The organism is Allobosea sp. LjRoot237, assembly GCF_964253285.1.
Lineage (GTDB): Bacteria > Pseudomonadota > Alphaproteobacteria > Rhizobiales > Beijerinckiaceae > Allobosea.
On sequence record NZ_CAXUQP020000001.1, the window covers coordinates 5,145,680 to 5,162,776 of the forward strand.

The 17,097-nt window shown below is 67.3% G+C and carries 21 protein-coding genes; 11 read left to right on the top strand and 10 right to left on the bottom strand.

What is annotated here, in order from left to right:
- Positions 1-132: 132 nt before the first annotated feature.
- Genes ACSQ24_RS25025 through typA form a run of 5 tightly spaced genes read right to left on the bottom strand, consistent with a single transcriptional unit; the run spans position 133 to position 4,193 of the window.
- Positions 133-1,071 (bottom strand): aldo/keto reductase, encoded by a 939-nt coding sequence (locus tag ACSQ24_RS25025; protein ID WP_436097305.1) that lies wholly within the window; start codon positions 1,069-1,071, stop codon positions 133-135.
- A 24-nt stretch (positions 1,072-1,095) separates the two neighbouring features.
- Positions 1,096-1,494 carry a type II toxin-antitoxin system VapC family toxin gene (locus ACSQ24_RS25030; RefSeq protein WP_436097306.1) on the bottom strand — a complete coding sequence of 133 codons (399 nt, stop codon included), beginning with the start codon at positions 1,492-1,494 and terminating at the stop codon, positions 1,096-1,098.
- On the bottom strand, positions 1,494-1,739 hold the full coding sequence (locus ACSQ24_RS25035; protein ID WP_436097307.1) for a type II toxin-antitoxin system VapB family antitoxin: 246 nt from the start codon (positions 1,737-1,739) through the stop codon (positions 1,494-1,496). Before ACSQ24_RS25035 ends, ACSQ24_RS25030 begins: the two co-directional genes overlap by 1 nt.
- 58 nt (positions 1,740-1,797) lie before the next feature.
- On the bottom strand, positions 1,798-2,367 hold the full coding sequence (locus ACSQ24_RS25040; protein WP_436097308.1) for a hypothetical protein: 570 nt from the start codon (positions 2,365-2,367) through the stop codon (positions 1,798-1,800).
- 2 nt (positions 2,368-2,369) lie between these two features.
- Positions 2,370-4,193, bottom strand: coding sequence for a translational GTPase TypA (gene typA / locus ACSQ24_RS25045; RefSeq protein ID WP_436097309.1), 1,824 nt, complete (start codon positions 4,191-4,193; stop codon positions 2,370-2,372).
- Between the two features lie 193 nt (positions 4,194-4,386).
- On the opposite strand from typA, the gene ACSQ24_RS25050 reads away from it, so the two are divergent.
- Complete coding sequence (locus tag ACSQ24_RS25050; protein WP_436097310.1) at positions 4,387-4,848, top strand: Rrf2 family transcriptional regulator; 462 nt, start codon at positions 4,387-4,389, stop codon at positions 4,846-4,848.
- On the top strand, positions 4,823-5,728 hold the full coding sequence (locus ACSQ24_RS25055) for an NAD(P)/FAD-dependent oxidoreductase (protein ID WP_436097311.1): 906 nt from the start codon (positions 4,823-4,825) through the stop codon (positions 5,726-5,728). The genes ACSQ24_RS25050 and ACSQ24_RS25055 overlap by 26 nt, the downstream gene beginning before the upstream one ends.
- A 1-nt stretch (position 5,729) precedes the next feature.
- On the opposite strand, the gene ACSQ24_RS25060 is transcribed toward ACSQ24_RS25055, so the two are convergent.
- Positions 5,730-6,065: a hypothetical protein gene (locus ACSQ24_RS25060; protein WP_436097312.1), complete on the bottom strand. Its 336-nt coding sequence runs from the start codon at positions 6,063-6,065 to the stop codon at positions 5,730-5,732.
- A 73-nt stretch (positions 6,066-6,138) separates the two neighbouring features.
- Positions 6,139-7,434: a TAXI family TRAP transporter solute-binding subunit gene (locus ACSQ24_RS25065; protein ID WP_436097313.1), complete on the bottom strand. Its 1,296-nt coding sequence runs from the start codon at positions 7,432-7,434 to the stop codon at positions 6,139-6,141.
- Positions 7,435-7,522: 88 nt separating this feature from the next.
- Between ACSQ24_RS25065 and ACSQ24_RS25070 the strand changes: the two genes are divergently transcribed.
- From ACSQ24_RS25070 to ACSQ24_RS25080, 3 genes are all read left to right on the top strand, one after another.
- Entirely contained in the window at positions 7,523-8,206 is a 684-nt protein-coding gene (locus tag ACSQ24_RS25070; RefSeq protein ID WP_436097314.1) for a phosphoribosylanthranilate isomerase, read from the top strand.
- On the top strand, positions 8,203-9,420 hold the full coding sequence (trpB, locus tag ACSQ24_RS25075) for a tryptophan synthase subunit beta (RefSeq protein ID WP_436097315.1): 1,218 nt from the start codon (positions 8,203-8,205) through the stop codon (positions 9,418-9,420). The genes ACSQ24_RS25070 and trpB overlap by 4 nt, the downstream gene beginning before the upstream one ends.
- 95 nt (positions 9,421-9,515) lie before the next feature.
- A complete protein-coding gene (locus ACSQ24_RS25080; RefSeq protein WP_436097316.1) occupies positions 9,516-10,259 on the top strand; it encodes an SIMPL domain-containing protein in 744 nt (247 codons plus the stop codon).
- A gap of 6 nt (positions 10,260-10,265) precedes the next feature.
- Here the strand turns inward: ACSQ24_RS25080 and ACSQ24_RS25085 are convergent, their stop codons facing one another.
- Both ACSQ24_RS25085 and ACSQ24_RS25090 read right to left on the bottom strand, forming a co-directional pair.
- Positions 10,266-10,718 carry a PIN domain-containing protein gene (locus ACSQ24_RS25085; RefSeq protein ID WP_436097317.1) on the bottom strand — a complete coding sequence of 151 codons (453 nt, stop codon included), beginning with the start codon at positions 10,716-10,718 and terminating at the stop codon, positions 10,266-10,268.
- 4 nt (positions 10,719-10,722) lie between these two features.
- A complete protein-coding gene (locus ACSQ24_RS25090) occupies positions 10,723-10,968 on the bottom strand; it encodes a type II toxin-antitoxin system Phd/YefM family antitoxin (protein ID WP_436097318.1) in 246 nt (81 codons plus the stop codon).
- A gap of 86 nt (positions 10,969-11,054) precedes the next feature.
- Between ACSQ24_RS25090 and ACSQ24_RS25095 the strand changes: the two genes are divergently transcribed.
- The 6 genes from ACSQ24_RS25095 to ACSQ24_RS25120 are packed head-to-tail and all read left to right on the top strand — an operon-like array spanning position 11,055 to position 15,927.
- Positions 11,055-11,441 carry a DUF488 domain-containing protein gene (locus tag ACSQ24_RS25095; protein ID WP_436097319.1) on the top strand — a complete coding sequence of 129 codons (387 nt, stop codon included), beginning with the start codon at positions 11,055-11,057 and terminating at the stop codon, positions 11,439-11,441.
- A 55-nt stretch (positions 11,442-11,496) separates the two neighbouring features.
- Positions 11,497-12,345 carry a tryptophan synthase subunit alpha gene (trpA, locus tag ACSQ24_RS25100; protein ID WP_436097320.1) on the top strand — a complete coding sequence of 283 codons (849 nt, stop codon included), beginning with the start codon at positions 11,497-11,499 and terminating at the stop codon, positions 12,343-12,345.
- A gap of 34 nt (positions 12,346-12,379) precedes the next feature.
- Complete coding sequence (gene accD / locus ACSQ24_RS25105) at positions 12,380-13,279, top strand: acetyl-CoA carboxylase, carboxyltransferase subunit beta (protein ID WP_436097321.1); 900 nt, start codon at positions 12,380-12,382, stop codon at positions 13,277-13,279.
- Positions 13,280-13,306: 27 nt separating this feature from the next.
- Complete coding sequence (locus ACSQ24_RS25110) at positions 13,307-14,629, top strand: bifunctional folylpolyglutamate synthase/dihydrofolate synthase (protein WP_436097322.1); 1,323 nt, start codon at positions 13,307-13,309, stop codon at positions 14,627-14,629.
- Between the two features lie 25 nt (positions 14,630-14,654).
- Positions 14,655-15,068 (top strand): hypothetical protein, encoded by a 414-nt coding sequence (locus tag ACSQ24_RS25115; protein WP_436097323.1) that lies wholly within the window; start codon positions 14,655-14,657, stop codon positions 15,066-15,068.
- 16 nt (positions 15,069-15,084) lie between these two features.
- Positions 15,085-15,927 carry an aldo/keto reductase gene (locus ACSQ24_RS25120; RefSeq protein ID WP_436097324.1) on the top strand — a complete coding sequence of 281 codons (843 nt, stop codon included), beginning with the start codon at positions 15,085-15,087 and terminating at the stop codon, positions 15,925-15,927.
- 224 nt (positions 15,928-16,151) lie between these two features.
- On the opposite strand, the gene ACSQ24_RS25125 is transcribed toward ACSQ24_RS25120, so the two are convergent.
- Positions 16,152-17,087 carry an acetamidase/formamidase family protein gene (locus tag ACSQ24_RS25125; protein WP_436097325.1) on the bottom strand — a complete coding sequence of 312 codons (936 nt, stop codon included), beginning with the start codon at positions 17,085-17,087 and terminating at the stop codon, positions 16,152-16,154.
- Positions 17,088-17,097: the final 10 nt, after the last annotated feature.

Consider the following 17,097-nt stretch of genomic DNA (forward strand, 5'->3'; position numbering starts at 1 on the left):
CGCAGTCGGCGCAAGGAAGCCCCAGGCGCGAGGATTTGACAACAGGCTCCCTGCCCCGTCGCATGGGCAGGGGATAGGGTTAACGATCTCGCTTGGCCGTTGGGCTTCTTTGAGGCGCTCTCGCGGCGGATTTCAGCGCGTGATCGCGTCGATCTCGGCCAGCTCCTCCGGGGTCAGCGCCCAGTCCGCAGCCTTGACGTTGGCGGCGATCTGCTCGGGCCTGGTCGCACCGGCGATGACGCTGGAGACGACGGGCTGGGCGGCGAGCCAGGAGAAGGCGAGCTCCAGCAGCGTCCTGCCGCGCGCCTCGCAGAAAGCGGCAAGCTTCTCGGTCTTGCCCCAGTTCGCCTCGGTCAGCACCTCGCCGGCGCGCTGCGCCTCCCGCGTCATGCGGGCGCCTTCCGGCATCGGGGCACCGCGCTGGTACTTGCCGGTGAGGAGGCCGTTGGCGAGCGGGAAATAGGGCAGCAGGCCCATGCCGAAATGCTGCGCGGACGGGATCAGCTCCTTCTCGGCGCCGCGAACCAGCAAGCTGTATTCGTCCTGAGCCGAGGCGAAGGCCTCGATGCCGAGCGTCTTCGCCGTCCAGTGCGCATCGGCGACCTGCCAGGACGGCAGGTTCGAGCAGCCGATATAGCGGACCTTGCCCTGGCGGATCAGATCCTCGAGCGCCCGCAGCGTCTCGGCGATCGGGGTCAGCGGGTCGGGCCGGTGGAGCTGATAGAGATCGATCCAGTCGGTCTTGAGCCGCTTCAGCGAGGCTTCGACCGCCTCGACGATATAGCGCCGCGAGCCACCCTTCTTCACGCCCTCCTCGTCCATGTTCATGCCGAACTTGCTGGCGAGCACGATGTCCTTGCGGCGGGCACCGAGCAGCTCGCCGAGCGCGAGCTCCGAGCCGCCGCGATTGCCGTAGATGTCGGCGGTGTCGAAGAGCGTGGTGCCATGCTCGATCGCGGCGTCGACGACCTTGCGCGCCGCCTCCAGATCGATCCGGCCGCCGAAATTGTTGCAGCCGAGGCCGACGAGCGAGACGCGCAGGCCGGAGCGGCCGAGATTGCGGAACTGCATGGAAAACCCCTTTTGGAAGGCTGCTCAGGCGAGATCGAGATCGGTGCGGGAGAAATCGCGCCCCTTGAACAGGATCGGGGCTCCCGCAGCCCGGGCGCAAGCATAGGACATGCAGTCGGCGAGATTGAGCTGTGCCGGCGCACCCCGGCCCTTCCCGTAACGCTGGAAGGCGGCGACAGCTTCGCATGCGATTGCGTCGGTGATCGGGACGACCGAGACATCGGCGATTTGGAGAAAAGCATCGAAATCGGCTTCGACATCCACGGGGTCGCGTCCCATGCGCGTCGCCAGTACCATGCAGGCTTCGAGACGCACCAATGGCGAGGTGAAACGTGTCTCGGCCCGCTCCAGCTTGGCCGCGAACAGTCCAGCCTCCGGCTCCTTGCACAGGATTGCGACGAAGACGGAGGTATCAACGAACATCAGCGCGTCCAGAGCGCATCGCGCTCCTCTTCGCGGACTTCGCGGGCGCCTTTCCCAGCCTTGGCGAGTGCCTGGTCCGCCAGTGCTTCCAATCGCTCGGCCAGCGGGATCTGCCTTTGCTCACGCCGCAGCTCGGCCTCCAGCGCGCCGACGACAGCCTCGGTGATCGAGATCTTCCGCAAGTCGGCGAGCTTGCTGGCGAGAGCGTGGGCTCTCGGATTGCGAATGTTGAGGGGGGAGGTCATCGGCGCCTCACGTCTTTACAAGATAGTAAAGATGCAAAGGCAATTATGTCAATGCGATCTATGCGTCAGAGCGCGTCCAACCGATCGTGCCGAGCACTTCGCGCGCCAGCTCGGCGGGCGTGCGTCCATCGGTATCGACGACGATGAACCCGTTCGCCGCCTCGTTCGCCAGCCGGCGTGCCTGCCGCAACGAGCGCTCGATCTGGGCGTCACGCCCCGCGCCCGTCTCGCGGCGGTCGAGCCGTTCGCGCAAGCTATCGTCGTTACCCAGCAAACGCACCACGGTGATGCGCGCCTCCGGGATGGCGGCGAGGATCCAGCTTTTGTCGAAATCGACATGGAGCATCACGCCCGACATGATCAGGCGGGTATGGCCGAGGGCGCGATAAGTGCCCCAGAGCGCGGCGAGGTTGAGCTGGCTGACGTCGCGGGCGCCGGGCGCCAGCGGGGCCAGCTCCTCGGCGCCGGGCTTGGGGAAGACCCGGTCGAGCTCATCGCTCTCGATCGCGACATGGGCGATGCCGGCCTCGGCCAGCACTGCGCCCATCTCCCAGCACAGGGTCGACTTGCCAATCCCGGCCGGGCCGGTGACCAGCAGAATCTCGACCGAAGCGTCAGCCTCGGCCAAGCTCAGGCCACTTCGGCCTTCTGCTTCTGCGAGCGCTTGCGCTCGTTCGGGTCGAGGATGCCCTTGCGCAGGCGGATCGACTTCGGGGTGACCTCGACGAGCTCGTCATCGTCGATCCAGGCGAGCGAGCGCTCCAGCGTCATCCGGATTGGCGGCGTCAGGCGCACGGCCTCGTCCTTCGACGTCGTGCGGATATTGGTGAGCTTCTTGCCCTTGAGCACGTTCACCTCGAGATCGTTCTCGCGGGTGTGCTCGCCGACGATCATGCCCTGATAGACCTTCCAGCCCGGCTCGATCATCATCGGGCCGCGGTCTTCGAGGTTCCAGAGCGCGTAGGCCACGGCCTCGCCGGTCTCCATCGCGATCAGCACGCCGTTGCGACGCCCGCCGATCTCGCCCTTATAGGGGAGATAGTCGTGGAACAGCCGGTTCATGATCGCCGTACCGCGCGTGTCGGTGAGCAATTCGCCCTGATAGCCGATCAAGCCGCGTGTCGGGGCGTGGAAGACCAGCCGCAGGCGATTGCCGCCGGAGGGACGCATCTCCAGCATGTCGGCCTTGCGCTCGGACATTTTCTGCACGACGACGCCGGAATGCTCCTCGTCGACGTCGATGATGACCTCCTCGATCGGCTCGAGCAGCTGGCCGGCCTCATCGCGCTTCAGCACGACGCGCGGACGCGAGACGCCGAGCTCGAAGCCCTCGCGCCGCATCTGCTCGATCAGGATGGCGAGCTGCAGTTCGCCGCGGCCGGAGACGATATAGGAGTCCTTGTCCTTGGCCTCCTCGATCTTCAGCGCGACATTGCCCTCGGCCTCCTTGAACAGGCGGTCGCGGATGACGCGGGTGGTGACCTTGTCGCCCTCGGTGCCGGCGAGCGGTGAGTCGTTGACCATGAAGGTCATCGACACCGTCGGCGGGTCGATCGGCTGGGCCTTGATCGGGGTCTCGACCGACGGGTCGCAGAAGGTGTCGGCGACCGAACCCTTCACCAGACCGGCGATCGAGACGATGTCGCCGGGAATGGCTTCCTCGATCGGCGTGCGCTCGAGGCCACGGAAGGCGAGGATCTTGGTGATGCGGCCGTTCTCGACCAGAGTGCCGTCGCCCGACAGCACCTTGATCTGCTGGTTCGGCTTGGCCGAGCCCGAAACGACGCGACCGGTGATGATGCGGCCGAGATAGGGATTGGCCTCGAGCAGCGTGCCAAGCATGCGGAACGGGCCTTCCTCGATGCGCGGCTCCGGCACATGCTTCAGGATCAGGTCGTACATCGGGGCGAGGCCCTGATCCTGCGGACCTTCCGGCGAGGGCGCCATCCAGCCCTGCTTGCCTGAACCGTAGAGGATCGGGAAATCGAGCTGCTCGTCGCTGGCGTCGAGCGCGGCGAAGAGGTCGAAGACCTCGTTGATCACCTCGGTGACGCGGGCGTCGGGCTTGTCGACCTTGTTGATCGCGACGATGGGCTTCAGCCCGAGCTTCAGCGCCTTCGAGACCACGAACTTGGTCTGCGGCATCGGGCCTTCGGCCGCGTCGACCAGCACGATCGCCGAGTCGACCATGTTCAGGATGCGCTCGACCTCGCCGCCGAAATCGGCGTGGCCGGGGGTGTCGACGATGTTGATGCGGACGTCCTTCCAGACCACCGAGGTGGCCTTGGCCAGGATGGTGATGCCGCGCTCCTTCTCCAGCTCGTTGGAGTCCATCACGCGCTCGATCACGCGCTGGTTGTCGCGGTAGGTGCCGGACTGCTGCAGCAGCTTGTCGACCAGCGTGGTTTTGCCATGGTCGACGTGGGCGATGATGGCGATATTGCGCATGGACATGCGATCGGGGCCTTGTTTCATGACCGCGAGCCGGCAGGGAGACCCCGGCCGGCACAGCCATCTGTCTGAGTGAATCTGGAATTCGTTGCGCTGCACATAGACGCTTGATGGCGTTTGGGCAACCGCAATGGGGCGACGCCCGCTCTCCGGGAGGCGCTTGACAGGCGCCATATCACGTAACATGCATAGTTACATGAAACAGGACAGCCGCCTTTCCGCCACCCTGCACGTGCTGCTGCACATGGCCGATCGCGGCACAGCGATGACCTCGGAAGAGCTCGCCGCCTGCCTCGGCACCAACCCGGTGGTGATCCGCCGAACCATGGCGGGCCTGCGCGAAACCGGGCTGGTGCACTCCGAAAAGGGCCATGGCGGCGGCTGGACGCTGGCACGCGCCCTTGAGGCGATCACGCTCGGCGATGTTCATCGCGCGCTCGGCGAACCCGCTTTGCTCGCGCTGGGCCATCGCAGCGAGAACCCGCAATGCCTGGTCGAGCAGGCGGTCAACGCGGCGCTGGGCGAGGCGTTCGTCGAGGCCGAGGCGCTGCTCGCCAGCCGTTTCGACCAGGTGCGGCTGTCCGATCTCGCGGCGGATTTCAGCCGCCGCTTCGACGAACGGAGACAGATCCATGCCAAGCACGACCACACCCTATGACGCCATCATCGTCGGCGGCAGCTTCGCCGGCCTTTCCGCCGGGCTGCAGCTGGCGCGGGCGCGCCGCAGCGTCCTGGTGATCGACGAGGGCCAGCGGCGCAATCGCTTCTCCAGCCATTCGCATGGCTTCCTCGGCCAGGATGGCCGTGAGCCGGCGGCGATCGTCGCGGAGGCGAAGGCGCAGCTCCTCGCCTATCCGACCGTCGCCTGGCGGGACGGCAGGGCGGCCGAGGCCGAACCTTCAGACAATGGCTTCAGCATCACCGATTCCACCGGCGACGAGCACCAGGCGCGGCGCCTGCTGCTGGCAACCGGCGTGCGCGACGAGTTGCCCGCGATCCCGGGCCTCAAGGAACGCTGGGGCAAGAGCGTGCTGCACTGCCCCTACTGCGACGGCTACGAGCTCGGCGGCGGCAAGCTCGGCGTGCTGGCGAGCGGCTCGTTCTCGGCGCTGAAGGCGGCGCTCGTGGCCGATTGGGGCGAGGTCACGCTGTTCCTGAACGGCGAAGCCGAGCCCGATGCCGAGGCAGCCGCCCTGCTGGCGCGCCGCGGTGTCACGGTCGAGCGCGTGCCGGTCGCGGCGGCCGAGGGCGAGGGGACGGCGATGGCGGGCCTGCGTCTCGCCGATGGCCGGCTGGCGCCGGTCAAGGCACTGTTCGTCGCGGCCGGCATCTGCCCGGCGAGCCCGCTCGCGGAAGAGCTCGGCTGTGTCTTCGACAATGGCCCCTTCGGCCCGCTGCTGCGCGTCGACGGGATGAAGCAGACCAGTGTCGCCGGCGTTTATGCGGCGGGCGATGCCGCGACCGGCCGGCACAGCGTCGCACTCGCCGTCGCCGATGGCGTGCTTGCCGGGACCGGCCTGCACATCTCGCTGCTTTAGATCAGGATTTCCGGCAGGCGTAGGGCATGAAGGTCGAGGCGATTCCGGCGTTCATGCCAGCCATCACCATGACATTGGCGAAGTTGAGCTCTTCAGCCGTGCGCGGGCAGACGTCGGGTGGCGTCTGGCAGCCGGAGGCCATGAAGGCCTCGTTGCGGGCGAGGAATTCATCGCCCAGACCCTTCTTGCCGAAGCGCTTGAGCGCCTCGTCATAGGCGCCGCGCCAGCGCTCGCATTTTACCTGCGGCCAGTTTTCGGGTGCCTGAGCCTGCAGCGGTGCGGTGGCGGAGAGCGCAAGCAACGCCCCGAGTGCGAATGATACGAAAGTGGACGTCATGGAGATGTTCCGAAAGCCGCCAGAGCCGCAGTGTCGCCCGCATGACCGGCGTTTGCGGCAGGAATGAAGCTGTTCACTCCGCCGCCGCTTCCGCCAGGACGATGCGGCGCTCGGTCGCGGCGCGGCCGAGTTGGTCCATGGCGAAGCGATAGGCGCCGATCCCGCCGGAATCGATGTCGCCGCGCGCATAGCTTTCGAGGACCCCGGCGAGGACGGCATCGGCCTCGCGCTCCATCGCCGCCAGTGCCGGCTCGTCCGTCGCGGTCCGCATCGCGCCAAGCAGGACAATGAGGCGGCTCAAGTCAGCCATTGCGCGCTTGCGGCGCGCTACGCTCTCGACACCGAACAACCCGGCCGCGCCGGAGCCGACCAGCGAGAGCGCCATCACGCCGAGATAGAACCAGTCGCCATAGCGCTCGAAAAAGCTCTCCTGCTCGCCGTCGATGAAGGCAGCGGCGCCGGAATGCACCGCGAGCGGCGCGTCCTTGTCGGTCTCGGGCGCCTCCAGCCCCTGGATCGCCGGCAGCTCGGTTGCGAGCGTGACGCGGAGCGACAGGATCGCGCCGACGAGTTCGCCGACCCTGGCATCGTCGAGCGACTGCGCCGCCATCAGGCGCGAGGTGATCGAGATGCTCGGCAGGTTCTCGGCCGGAAGCGGCGGATCGCCGCCGAGCGCGCCGCGGACGATCTCGCCGCTCTCGATCGCCCGGTTACGGGCGGCGAGGGCATCGGCCTCGCGGATCGGGATGATGGTCGGGGTTTCGCCGAAGGCTCGGTGCAGGCGCGAGCCCACCTCGGTGACGACGCGGGCGTTCAGCACGTTGACGGCGAAGAGCACATCGATATGTCCATCGGCGATGGCGGCGGAGACGTCTTCGGGCCCGAGCGGGACGATCGTCACGGCGTCCGGCGAGACCTCGTATTGCGAGAGCACCAGCTTCAAGAGGTCGAGATTGCCTGATGGCGCACGCACCACGCCGATGCGCTTGCCGCGCAGGCCGGAGATGCGGTCGGTGCCCAGATCCTTGGAGCCGATGAAAAACGGGAAGGAGCGGCGGGTGATCAGCGCCGTATCGGCCTTGGTCGGCAGCGCGACATCGGGGCGGACGATGGCGAGGTCGACCTTGCCGGCGTCGATCTTCAGCGCGCTCTCGGCCGAGCCCTCGGTCAGGACGAGGCGCAGGCGCACCGGCTTCTTCTCACGACTGAGGCCCTGGACGAGAGCGGCGGCGAGCCGGGCATCGTCGGAGCCGAGCGGGCCGACCGCGAGCTTCAGCGTCCTGGGCTGGCTCCACATGTAGACGCCGAGCGAGACGAGGCCGGCCATCAGCAGAAACGCAGCCAGACCTGCAAAGAAACGCCGCCCCATTCGTCGCCCGCTCTCGCCCCGGACTCCCGGTTTCGATCGGCATCATGTCACGAGTGCGGCAGGAAGGGCTATGTGCTAGAGCGCCCAGATGACACGCGACCACGCCTTTCTCATCAAGATCTGCGGCCTCTCGACCCCGGAGACGCTGGAGGCGGCACTCGCCGCCGGCGCCGGGATGATCGGTCTCAACTTCCATCCGAAGAGCCCGCGCTATGTCACGCCCGAGCGTGCGGCCGAGCTCGCCGCCCAGGCGCGCGGCAGGACGGAGATCGTCGCGCTGATCGTCGATTACGCGCCGCAGCAGGCGGCCGAACTCGCTGAGATCGTACGGCCGGACTGGATGCAACTGCATGGCAAGGAGACGCCGGAGCAGGTCGCCGCGATCAAGGCCGCGACCGGCCTGCCGGTGATGAAGGCGCTCGGCATCGCCAGCGCTGCCGATCTGGCTGAGGTCGCGCTGTATCACGGTGCCGCCGACCGCATCCTGCTCGACGCCAAGCCGCCGAAGGACGCCGCCTATCCGGGCGGGCATGGAAGGCCCTTCGACTGGGGCTTGCTCGCCGGTCTCGACCCGGCTTTCCGCTTCATGCTATCGGGCGGGCTCGATCCGGCAAATGTCGCGGACGCCATCCGCATCACCAGGCCGGCCGGCGTCGATGTCTCCTCCGGGGTCGAAAGTGCACCGGGCATCAAGGATGTCGAGAAGATCGCGGACTTCGTCAGGGCCGCCCGCTCGGCGGCAGAAGAATTGAAGAAGGCAGGCCAGGCATGAACGCGCCGCACGCTCCGAACAGCTTCCGCAACGGCCCCGACGAGAACGGCCGCTTCGGCCAGTTCGGCGGCCGCTTCGTCGCCGAGACGCTGATGCCGCTGATCCTCGAGCTGGAGCAGGCCTACAACGCCGCCAAGGCCGACCCGGCCTATCATGCCGAGACCGCCTACGGGCTGAAGCATTATGTCGGCCGGCCCTCGCCGCTCTATTTCGCCGAACGTCTCACGGAGCATTTCGGCGGCGCCAAGGTCTACCTGAAGCGCGAGGAACTGAACCACACCGGCTCGCACAAGGTGAACAATGTGCTCGGCCAGATCCTGCTCGCCCGGCGCATGGGCAAGAAAAGGATCATCGCCGAGACCGGCGCCGGCCAGCACGGCGTCGCCACCGCGACGCTCTGCGCCCGCTACGGCCTCGAATGCATCGTCTATATGGGCGCGGTCGACGTCGCCCGGCAGGCGCCGAACGTCTTCCGCATGCAGATGCTCGGCGCGACCGTCGTGCCGGTCGAATCCGGCACCAAGACGCTGAAGGACGCGATGAACGAGGCGCTGCGCGACTGGGTGACCAATGTCGCGTCGACCTTCTACTGCATCGGCACGGTCGCAGGCCCGCATCCCTATCCGGCGATGGTGCGCGACTTCCAGTGCGTCATCGGCAACGAGACCCGCACGCAGATGCAGGAGCTCGAGGGCCGCCTGCCGGATTCGCTCGTCGCCTGCATCGGCGGCGGCTCGAATGCGATGGGGCTGTTCCACCCCTTCCTCGACGACAAGAGCGTCGAGATCTACGGCGTCGAGGCCGCCGGCCACGGCATTCCGTCGGGCCTGCACGCGGCTTCGCTGACCGGCGGGCGCCCCGGCGTGCTGCACGGCAACCGGACCTACCTCCTGATGAACGAGGACGGGCAGATCAACGACGCCCACTCGATCTCGGCCGGGCTCGACTATCCCGGCATCGGCCCGGAGCATTCCTGGCTGCACGAGACCGGCCGCGCCACCTATCTCTCGGCGACGGACGAGGAGGCGCTCGAGGCCTTCCAGCTGATCTCCAAGCTCGAAGGCATCATCCCGGCGCTGGAATCGGCGCATGCGCTGGCCCGCGTCGCCGAGCTCGCCCCGAAGAAGCCGAAGGACCATCTGATGGTCGTCAACCTCTCCGGCCGCGGCGACAAGGACATCCCGCAGGTCGCGGAGATTCTGGCGGCGCGGTGACACGAATCGTCCTGATGCTGCCCCAATAGGTTGCGCATGGTCGCGGCGCGGAAGCGGTGCATGCTTCTGCGGACCATGCCCAGCGAAGGACGATCATGTCGAAGACCAAGAAGGCCCTCATCATTGCCGCGCTCGCGGCGCTTTCCGCCCCGGTCCAGGCACAGGCCCAGACTCCGGGCCCGCTCGCCCCGGCGGAAGGCATCGTGATCCAGACCACGGGCGAAGTCCGGGTGAAGCCCGATCTCGCCACCGTCCAGGCCGGCGTGGTGAGCGAGGGCAAGACCGCCGCGGAAGCGCTGTCGAAGAACACTCCGGCACTGGCCAAGCTGATCGAGGCGGTCAAGAGCGCCGGCGTCACCCTGGGCGATCTCTCGACCTCGCAGATCGCGCTGACGCCGCGGATGACGCAGCCTTCGGCCTCGTCCTCACCGCAGGCGCGCGCGCCGAAGATCGACGGCTACGAGGCCCGCACCGGCATCACCGTGATCGTGCGCGACATCGCCAAGGCCGGCCCGCTGATCGACGCGCTGGTCGCCGCCGGCGCCAACGACATGTCCGGCATCAGCTTCGGCCTCGCCGACGAGGACAAGGCCAAGGACCAGGCCCGCGACAAGGCGGCGGAAGCGGCGCGCACCCGGGCCGAGATCTATGCCAAGCGCCTCGGCGTCAAGGTCGGCGAGCTCGTCTCGATCGTCGAGGCGGAAGCCGAGCCACCGGTGCGACCGATGGGCGATACACGCGCCTATCGCATGGCGGCCGGCGCCGCGCCGGTTCAGGTCGAGCCGGGCGAGGTCACCGTCAGCGCCGCGCTGCGCACGGTTTGGCGGATCGAGAAGTAATCCGTCTCAATCGCGCTGTCGCAACGCATCGACCAAGAGCGGATGCAGCGGCTCAGAGAAGGGATTGGCGACCGTCACGCCGCGATGGACAAAACCGTCCTGCATGTCCTCGGACAGGAGCAGGGCGCAGCCGGCTTCCGCGGCGGTGGCGAGGATGAGCGCGTCCCAGAACTGCAGAGCATGGCTGGCGGCGAGTTCGAGCGCGCCGTCCCAGCAGGCGGCATCGACCAGCCGAAAGCCGGTCGTGGCGCGCCATTCCAGGCAAATGTCCCTGGCCCGAAGACGCGGCAGGCCGAGCTTGCGCGTCAGGGCATTGAAGAGCTCGCCGATGACCTGCGACGGCAGCACGATTTGATCTTCGCCCAAGGTCTCCCTGATCTGCCGTGCTCGCTTTACGCGCGGCAGATCGTTGAAGCCTTCAGCGTAGATCAGGATGTTGGTGTCGAAGCCGACCCGCATCGCTTCAATCGTAGAAGTCGTCGCGGGTCAGGCGCGGCAGGTTCTGGACAGGTTGGGAATTTAGACGTTCCGTCAGCCGGTCGAACGCCTCGCGCCGCCGCGCCTTTTCGGCTTCGGCTTCCTCGACGCGCGTGATCTGCACCTTCGGCTGGCCACGCGATGTCACGACGACACGCTCGCCGCTCGCAGCGAGCTTCATCAGCTTCGAGAATTCACGATTGGCCTGCGCGGCCGAAACCGTCTTCACCATGACGGCGCCCCGATGTAGTGATATCACTACATTTATGGATATCGCGCGGTGGGAATGCAAGCGCGATCTAGCGAAAGGACAGACGTATGAGCCTTCGCATCGTCCGCCTCGGTAGTCCGCGCCATCCGGCAGAGGGCACGCGTATCGGCACGGTCCGGCGCGTGCCGCGCGGCGTGCTGAAGGAGCGCTATGCCGCCGAAGACTGGTTCGACGTCTGGTTTCCGGTGCTGTCGCCGACGCCGGAGCTGATGGCGCAGGCCAAGGCGGCCGAGAGCGAGAAGGACTGGGCCGGCTTCACCCGCGCCTTCAAGGCCGAGATGGCCGAGCCGGCACCGCGCCACGCGCTCGACCTGCTGGCGACCCTATCACATGGCAGCGACGTCTCGGTCGGCTGCTATTGCGAGGATGAGGCGCGCTGCCACCGCTCGGTGCTGCGGGTGCTATTGACCGAACGCGGCGCCAAGTTCGCCTAGTCGGCAAGGACGCGCCCTCTCGCCAGCCGGGCGCGGCCATGCTAACCGCTCCGGCATGATCGAGACCGGACAAGCCCGCATCGAAGCCCGCTTTGCCGCCTGCGCCGCCGCGGGTCGCGCTGCGCTGGTGACCTATGTCACCGCGGGCGATCCTGATTTCGACACCGGCAGCGCGATCCTGAACGCCTTGCCCGCAGCCGGCGCCGACATCATCGAGCTCGGCGTGCCCTTCACCGACCCGATGGCCGACGGCGTGCCGGTCCAGCTCGCTGGCCAGCGCGCGCTCAAGGCGGGGCAGACGCTGAAGAAGACGCTCGCCATGGTCGCGGCCTTCCGCAAGGCCGGAAACGACACGCCGATCGTGCTGATGGGCTACTACAACCCGATCTGGGCCTATGGCGTCGACGCCTTCCTGAGGGATGCCCGGACAGCCGGGATCGACGGCCTGATCGTCGTCGACCTGCCGCCCGAGGAAGATCAGGAACTCTGCCTGCCGGCGCTCGCCGCGGGCGTGAGCTTCATCCGCCTGGCGACGCCGACCACCGATGACAAGCGCCTGCCGCGCGTGCTGCAGAACACCTCCGGCTTTGTCTATTACGTCTCGATGACCGGCGTGACCGGCGGGGCGATCGCGAATTATGACGCGGTCGGCGCGGCAGTCGGCCGGATCAAGCAGCACACGAAACTCCCAGTCGCGGTCGGCTTCGGCGTCAAGACGCCGGAAGATGCGATCGCGATCGCCAAGGGCGCCGACGGCGTCGTCGTCGGCTCGGCCCTGGTCGAGCGCGTCCGGCTCTCGCTCGATGCCGACGGCAAGGCCACGGAAAAGACGGTTTCGGCTGTCACCTCGCTGGTTGCCGAACTCGCGGCCGGCGTCCGCTCGGTCGCGAAAGCGGCTGCCTGAGCCCATCGCGCCAGCCTATTTCAAGGATGATCCGATGAACTGGATTTCCGAAGTCGTCCGTCCGCGCATCAAGACGCTGTTCAAGCGCGAGACCCCGGAGAACCTCTGGATCAAGTGCCCGGATTCCGGGCAGATGGTCTTCCACAAGGACGTCGAGGCCAACGGCTTCGTCATCCCCGGCTCCGACCATCATATGCGTGTCACCGCGCAGGATCGGCTGCGGCTGACCTTCGACGAGGGCAAATGGGTCGACGTGCCGCTGCCGGAGGCGGTGGCCGATCCGCTCAAGTTCCGCGACGAGAAGCGCTATGTCGACCGGCTCAAGGACGCCCGCGCCAAGACCGGGGCCGCCGACGCCTTCAAGGTCGGCTATGGCCGCGTCCAAGGCCTGCCGATGACGATCGCGGTGCAGGATTTCCACTTCATGGGCGGCTCGCTCGGCATGGCCGCCGGCGAAGCCTTCATCAAGGGCGCCGAGACGGCGATCGAGAAGAAGACCCCCTATGTCGTCTTCGCCGCCTCGGGTGGCGCACGCATGCAGGAGGGCATCCTCTCGCTGATGCAATTGCCGCGCACCACCGTCGCGACCCGGATGCTGCGCAAGGCCGGCCTGCCCTATTTCGTCGTGCTGACCAATCCGACCACCGGCGGCGTCACCGCCTCCTACGCCATGCTAGGTGATGTCCACATCGCCGAGCCCGGCGCGCTGATCGGCTTCGCCGGACCGCGCGTGATCGAACAGACCATCCGCGAGAAGCTACCCGAGGGCTTCCAGCGCTCGGAATATCTCAAGGACCACGGCATGGTCGACATGGTCGTGCATCGCCACCAGATCCCGGCGACGCTGGCCAGGCTCGGCCGGCTGCTGACCAAGCAGAAGCTGCCGGTCGCCATCCCCCCGGATCCCGAGCCGCTGCCGGCCGCTGCCGTCTGATAACTCGCCGGCCGGAGCCGGTCCCGCATGAGCACATCCGACCTCCTGCTGGCGCGCTTCCTCGCGCTGCATCCCAAGCTGATCGATCTCTCGCTCGGGCGCATCCTGCGCCTGCTCGAACGGCTCGGCGATCCGCAGAAGAAGCTGCCGCCGGTGATCCATGTCGCCGGCACCAATGGCAAGGGCTCGACCATCGCCTTCATGCGGGCGATCCTCGAAGCGGCCGGGCTATCGGTCCACGTCTACACCTCGCCGCATCTGGTGCGCTTCCATGAGCGCATCCGGCTCGGCCAGCCGGGCGGTGGGCGCTTCGTCGACGAAGCCGTGCTGGTCGAGGCGCTGGAGCGCTGCGAGCGGGTGAACGCCGGCGAGCCGATCACCTTCTTCGAGATCACCAACGCCGCCACCTTCCTGCTCTTCTCCGAGCACAAGGCCGATGTCGTGCTGCTCGAGGTCGGTCTTGGCGGACGCTTTGACGCGACGAACGTGATCGACCACCCCGCCTGCACGGTGGTGACGCCGATCTCGCTCGACCATTCCGAGTATCTCGGCGACACCATCACCAAGATCGCCGGCGAGAAGGCCGGCATCTTCAAGCGCGGCGCCCCGGCGGTGATCGCGCCGCAGGAGCCGGAGCCGACCGCCGTGCTCGAAGCCGCAGCCGAACGCGTCGGCGCCTCGAAGATCCTGGTCGGCATGCAGGACTTCAACGTCCACGAGGACAGCGGGCGACTGGTCTATGAAGACAGCGACGGTTTGCTCGATCTGCCGCTGCCGCGCCTGGCCGGGCGCCATCAGCACACCAATGCCGGCACCGCGATCGCGGCCTTGCGCGCCGCCGGCTATGGCGGCCTGCCGGCCTCGGCCTTCGAGCGCGGCATGACCGAGGCGGAGTGGCCGGCGCGCCTGCAGCGGCTGGCACGCGGTAGGCTCGCCGAGCTCGCGCCGACCGGCGCCGAACTCTGGCTCGACGGTGGCCATAATCCCGATGGCGGTCGCGTCCTCGCCCAGGCGATGGCCGATCTTGAGGAGAAGAACCCGGCGCCGCTCGTGATGATCGCCGGCCTGCTCGCGACCAAGGATGCGCGCGCCACGCTCGGCCATTTCAAGGGGCTGGCGCAGGGCCTCTTTGCCGTATCGATGCAGAACCAGCTCGCGGCGCGCTCAGCCGAAGAGATCGCGACGCTGGCGCGCGAAGCGGGCTTGAAGGCCGAGGTCGCCGGCTCGGTCGAGCAGGCGCTGCGCGAGATCGCGTCGCGGGACTGGCCGGCGCCGCCGCGCATCCTGATCTGCGGCTCGCTCTATCTCGCCGGAGAGGTTTTGGCTGCCAACGGCACGCCACCGGTGTGATCGGCCGGGCGCAGCGAGGAGAGCCATGCCCGTTCCCGGAATGATGACGCTGGGCCTGATCCTGCTCTGCAGTGCGCTCGGCGGCTGCATGACCTCGGGCGACAAAGGCGCTGACGGCATCGACCGCGCCGCCGGCGGCGAGCCGACCTTCATGCAGCAGACCTACATGACGATGGACACGCGTTGTCGGCAGGTGAAGCGGCCGACCGCCGTGCTGACGCAGAAGCCGCAGCACGGCACGGTCCGGATGCTGACGCGCAAGGCCAAGGCGGTCTATGGCCCTGGCCCCCATCAGCATTGCGACGGCAAGATCGGCAACGCGCTCGCCTTCGAATACACCTCGAACTCCGACTATCGCGGCCGCGACAGCTTCGAGGTGCGCGTGCGCTATTCCGACGGCGAGATCCGTCATGGCCGCTATGAGGTCGAGGTCCGCTGAACGGCAGGATGAGCGAATGACACAGGCTTTCGGCAAGGATGGTCCAGCGGTCTCGCGGATCGGTCAGGGCACCTGGAATATCGAACGCGCCACGCGCGGCGAGGCAATCGCGGCGCTGCGGCGCGGGCTCGATCTCAGGCTCTCGCATATCGACAGTGCCGAGATGTATGGCGATGGCCGCGCCGAGGAGATCACCGGCGAAGCCATCGCCGGACGGCGCGACGAGGTCTTCCTGGTCTCGAAGGTGCTGCCGCACAACGCCTCGAAGGCCGGGACGCGCAAGGCCTGCGAGCAATCGCTGCGCCGGCTCAGGACCGACCGGCTCGACTGCTACCTGCTGCACTGGCGCGGTTCATATCCGCTGGCCGAGACCTTCGCGGCGTTCGAGGACCTCAAAGCCGAGGGCAAGATCCTGTCCTGGGGCGTCAGCAATTTCGACGTCGCCGATCTCGACGAGGCACTGAAGCTCGCCGGGCCCGGCAAGATCGCCTGCAATCAGGTGCTCTACCATCTGCGCGAACGGGCGATCGAGCATGCGGTGATCCCGTGGTGCGAGAGGAACGGCGTCGCCGTCACCGCCTACAGCCCGTTCGGGCAGGATGATTTTCCGACGACCTCCTCGGCGCAGGGCAAGGTATTGGCCGAGATCGCTGCGGCCCATGGCGCGAGCCCGCGCCAGATCGCGCTCGCCTTCCTGACGCGCAAGCCTTGCGTTTTCGCCATCCCGAAAGCGGCAAAGGCTGGTCATGCGCAGGACAATGCCGGTTCGCTCGGGCTGCAGCTCGGTGATGCCGACATCACCCGGCTCGACGCCGCCTTCCCGCGCGGGCCGAAGCCGCGCGGCCTGCCGATGCTGTAAGGCGCGCCACATCCCCTCTCCCCCTGCGGGAGAGGGTTAGGGTGAGGGGTCTCGCGACTCCGATCATGAGCCCGGCGCAGTGTTTTCGAAACCTTCAAGACCTGCGCGCCCCCTCATCCGACCGCTACGCGGCCACCTTCTCCCGCAAGGAGAGAAGGGAAGAGCGGCAGACCGAGAATTCAATCGCACAGCCTCGGGTCAAGCCCGAGCATGACGGATGGGTATTAGGCCACCAGGCTCTTCGGCAGCATGCAATGAATGCCCTTGGAGCCGTTGACCGTCTGGGTCACCCGCAGATCGGCGGCGAGGCTGCAGAGCATATAGGCCTCCTCGCGCGTCAGCTTCGTCCGCGAGGTGATCAGGCCGATCATCTCCCTCAACGCATCTTTCGCACAGATGTCGAGGTCGGGATCGATGCCCATGGTGATGTGGTGGGTCCTGGTCTCAGCCCGTGGCATCGCGAAGGAGAGGTCCTCGCGCAGATGGAATTCGAAGGTGCCTTCCAGCGCCGTCTCGATCGCGGTGATGCAGACCTCGCCATCGCCTTGCGCGCCATGGCCGTCGCCGCAGGAGAACAACGCGCCCTCGACGAAAACAGGCAGATACAGCGTCGCGCCGGCACCGAGCTCCTTGTTGTCGATGTTGCCGCCAAAGGCGCGCGGAATCAGCGAGGTCACCCGGCCCCAATGTGCCGGCGGCGCCGTCCCCATCACGCCGAAGAAAGGCGAAAGCGGCAACTCCATGCCCCAGGGCAGATTGGCGATATTCCGCTCGCGGTCGAGATGGATGTAGCGGAAGGCGTGATAATCGAACTCGTCCGGCAGCGTGCCGCCGAGCGGGCGGAACATGGTGTAGCCGAAATCGGTGCGCGGCTTGATGCTCCTGATCTGTACCTCCAGCACCTGGCCGGGCTTGGCGCCCCTGACCGCAATCGGCCCGGTGAGGATGTGGCCGGGCACCATGCGCTCGGCCTTGGCGTGTATCTCGTGGATCTCCGGCGGGATCGTCGCATTGCCATCGGGCAAATGGGCGGGGCCGCCGGTGACGGTGCGGATGGTGACGCTGTCGCCGCTCTCGATCTCCAGCACCGGCTTCAGCCCGGCATCGAAATAGCCCCAGTGGCAGGTGGCGAGGGAGGCATCGAGCTGGTGATGCGTCATGGGCGTCTCG

What these genes read in the sequence shown, in the direction of transcription:
- ACSQ24_RS25090 (WP_436097318.1), bottom strand. Translation starts at nt 10,968, where the DNA reads ATGGTGAAGACGGTTTCGGCCGCGCAGGCCAATCGTGAATTCTCGAAG.
- ACSQ24_RS25035 (WP_436097307.1), bottom strand. Translation starts at nt 1,739, where the DNA reads ATGACCTCCCCCCTCAACATTCGCAATCCGAGAGCCCACGCTCTCGCC.
- ACSQ24_RS25120 (WP_436097324.1), top strand. Translation starts at nt 15,085, where the DNA reads ATGACACAGGCTTTCGGCAAGGATGGTCCAGCGGTCTCGCGGATCGGT.
- ACSQ24_RS25125 (WP_436097325.1), bottom strand. Translation starts at nt 17,087, where the DNA reads ATGACGCATCACCAGCTCGATGCCTCCCTCGCCACCTGCCACTGGGGC.
- ACSQ24_RS25025 (WP_436097305.1), bottom strand. Translation starts at nt 1,071, where the DNA reads ATGCAGTTCCGCAATCTCGGCCGCTCCGGCCTGCGCGTCTCGCTCGTC.
- ACSQ24_RS25060 (WP_436097312.1), bottom strand. Translation starts at nt 6,065, where the DNA reads ATGACGTCCACTTTCGTATCATTCGCACTCGGGGCGTTGCTTGCGCTC.
- ACSQ24_RS25095 (WP_436097319.1), top strand. Translation starts at nt 11,055, where the DNA reads ATGAGCCTTCGCATCGTCCGCCTCGGTAGTCCGCGCCATCCGGCAGAG.
- ACSQ24_RS25055 (WP_436097311.1), top strand. Translation starts at nt 4,823, where the DNA reads ATGCCAAGCACGACCACACCCTATGACGCCATCATCGTCGGCGGCAGC.
- ACSQ24_RS25070 (WP_436097314.1), top strand. Translation starts at nt 7,523, where the DNA reads ATGACACGCGACCACGCCTTTCTCATCAAGATCTGCGGCCTCTCGACC.
- ACSQ24_RS25110 (WP_436097322.1), top strand. Translation starts at nt 13,307, where the DNA reads ATGAGCACATCCGACCTCCTGCTGGCGCGCTTCCTCGCGCTGCATCCC.
- typA (WP_436097309.1), bottom strand. Translation starts at nt 4,193, where the DNA reads ATGTCCATGCGCAATATCGCCATCATCGCCCACGTCGACCATGGCAAA.
- ACSQ24_RS25085 (WP_436097317.1), bottom strand. Translation starts at nt 10,718, where the DNA reads ATGCGGGTCGGCTTCGACACCAACATCCTGATCTACGCTGAAGGCTTC.
- ACSQ24_RS25065 (WP_436097313.1), bottom strand. Translation starts at nt 7,434, where the DNA reads ATGGGGCGGCGTTTCTTTGCAGGTCTGGCTGCGTTTCTGCTGATGGCC.
- ACSQ24_RS25115 (WP_436097323.1), top strand. Translation starts at nt 14,655, where the DNA reads ATGCCCGTTCCCGGAATGATGACGCTGGGCCTGATCCTGCTCTGCAGT.
- ACSQ24_RS25030 (WP_436097306.1), bottom strand. Translation starts at nt 1,494, where the DNA reads ATGTTCGTTGATACCTCCGTCTTCGTCGCAATCCTGTGCAAGGAGCCG.
- ACSQ24_RS25080 (WP_436097316.1), top strand. Translation starts at nt 9,516, where the DNA reads ATGTCGAAGACCAAGAAGGCCCTCATCATTGCCGCGCTCGCGGCGCTT.
- ACSQ24_RS25050 (WP_436097310.1), top strand. Translation starts at nt 4,387, where the DNA reads ATGAAACAGGACAGCCGCCTTTCCGCCACCCTGCACGTGCTGCTGCAC.
- trpB (WP_436097315.1), top strand. Translation starts at nt 8,203, where the DNA reads ATGAACGCGCCGCACGCTCCGAACAGCTTCCGCAACGGCCCCGACGAG.
- accD (WP_436097321.1), top strand. Translation starts at nt 12,380, where the DNA reads ATGAACTGGATTTCCGAAGTCGTCCGTCCGCGCATCAAGACGCTGTTC.
- trpA (WP_436097320.1), top strand. Translation starts at nt 11,497, where the DNA reads ATGATCGAGACCGGACAAGCCCGCATCGAAGCCCGCTTTGCCGCCTGC.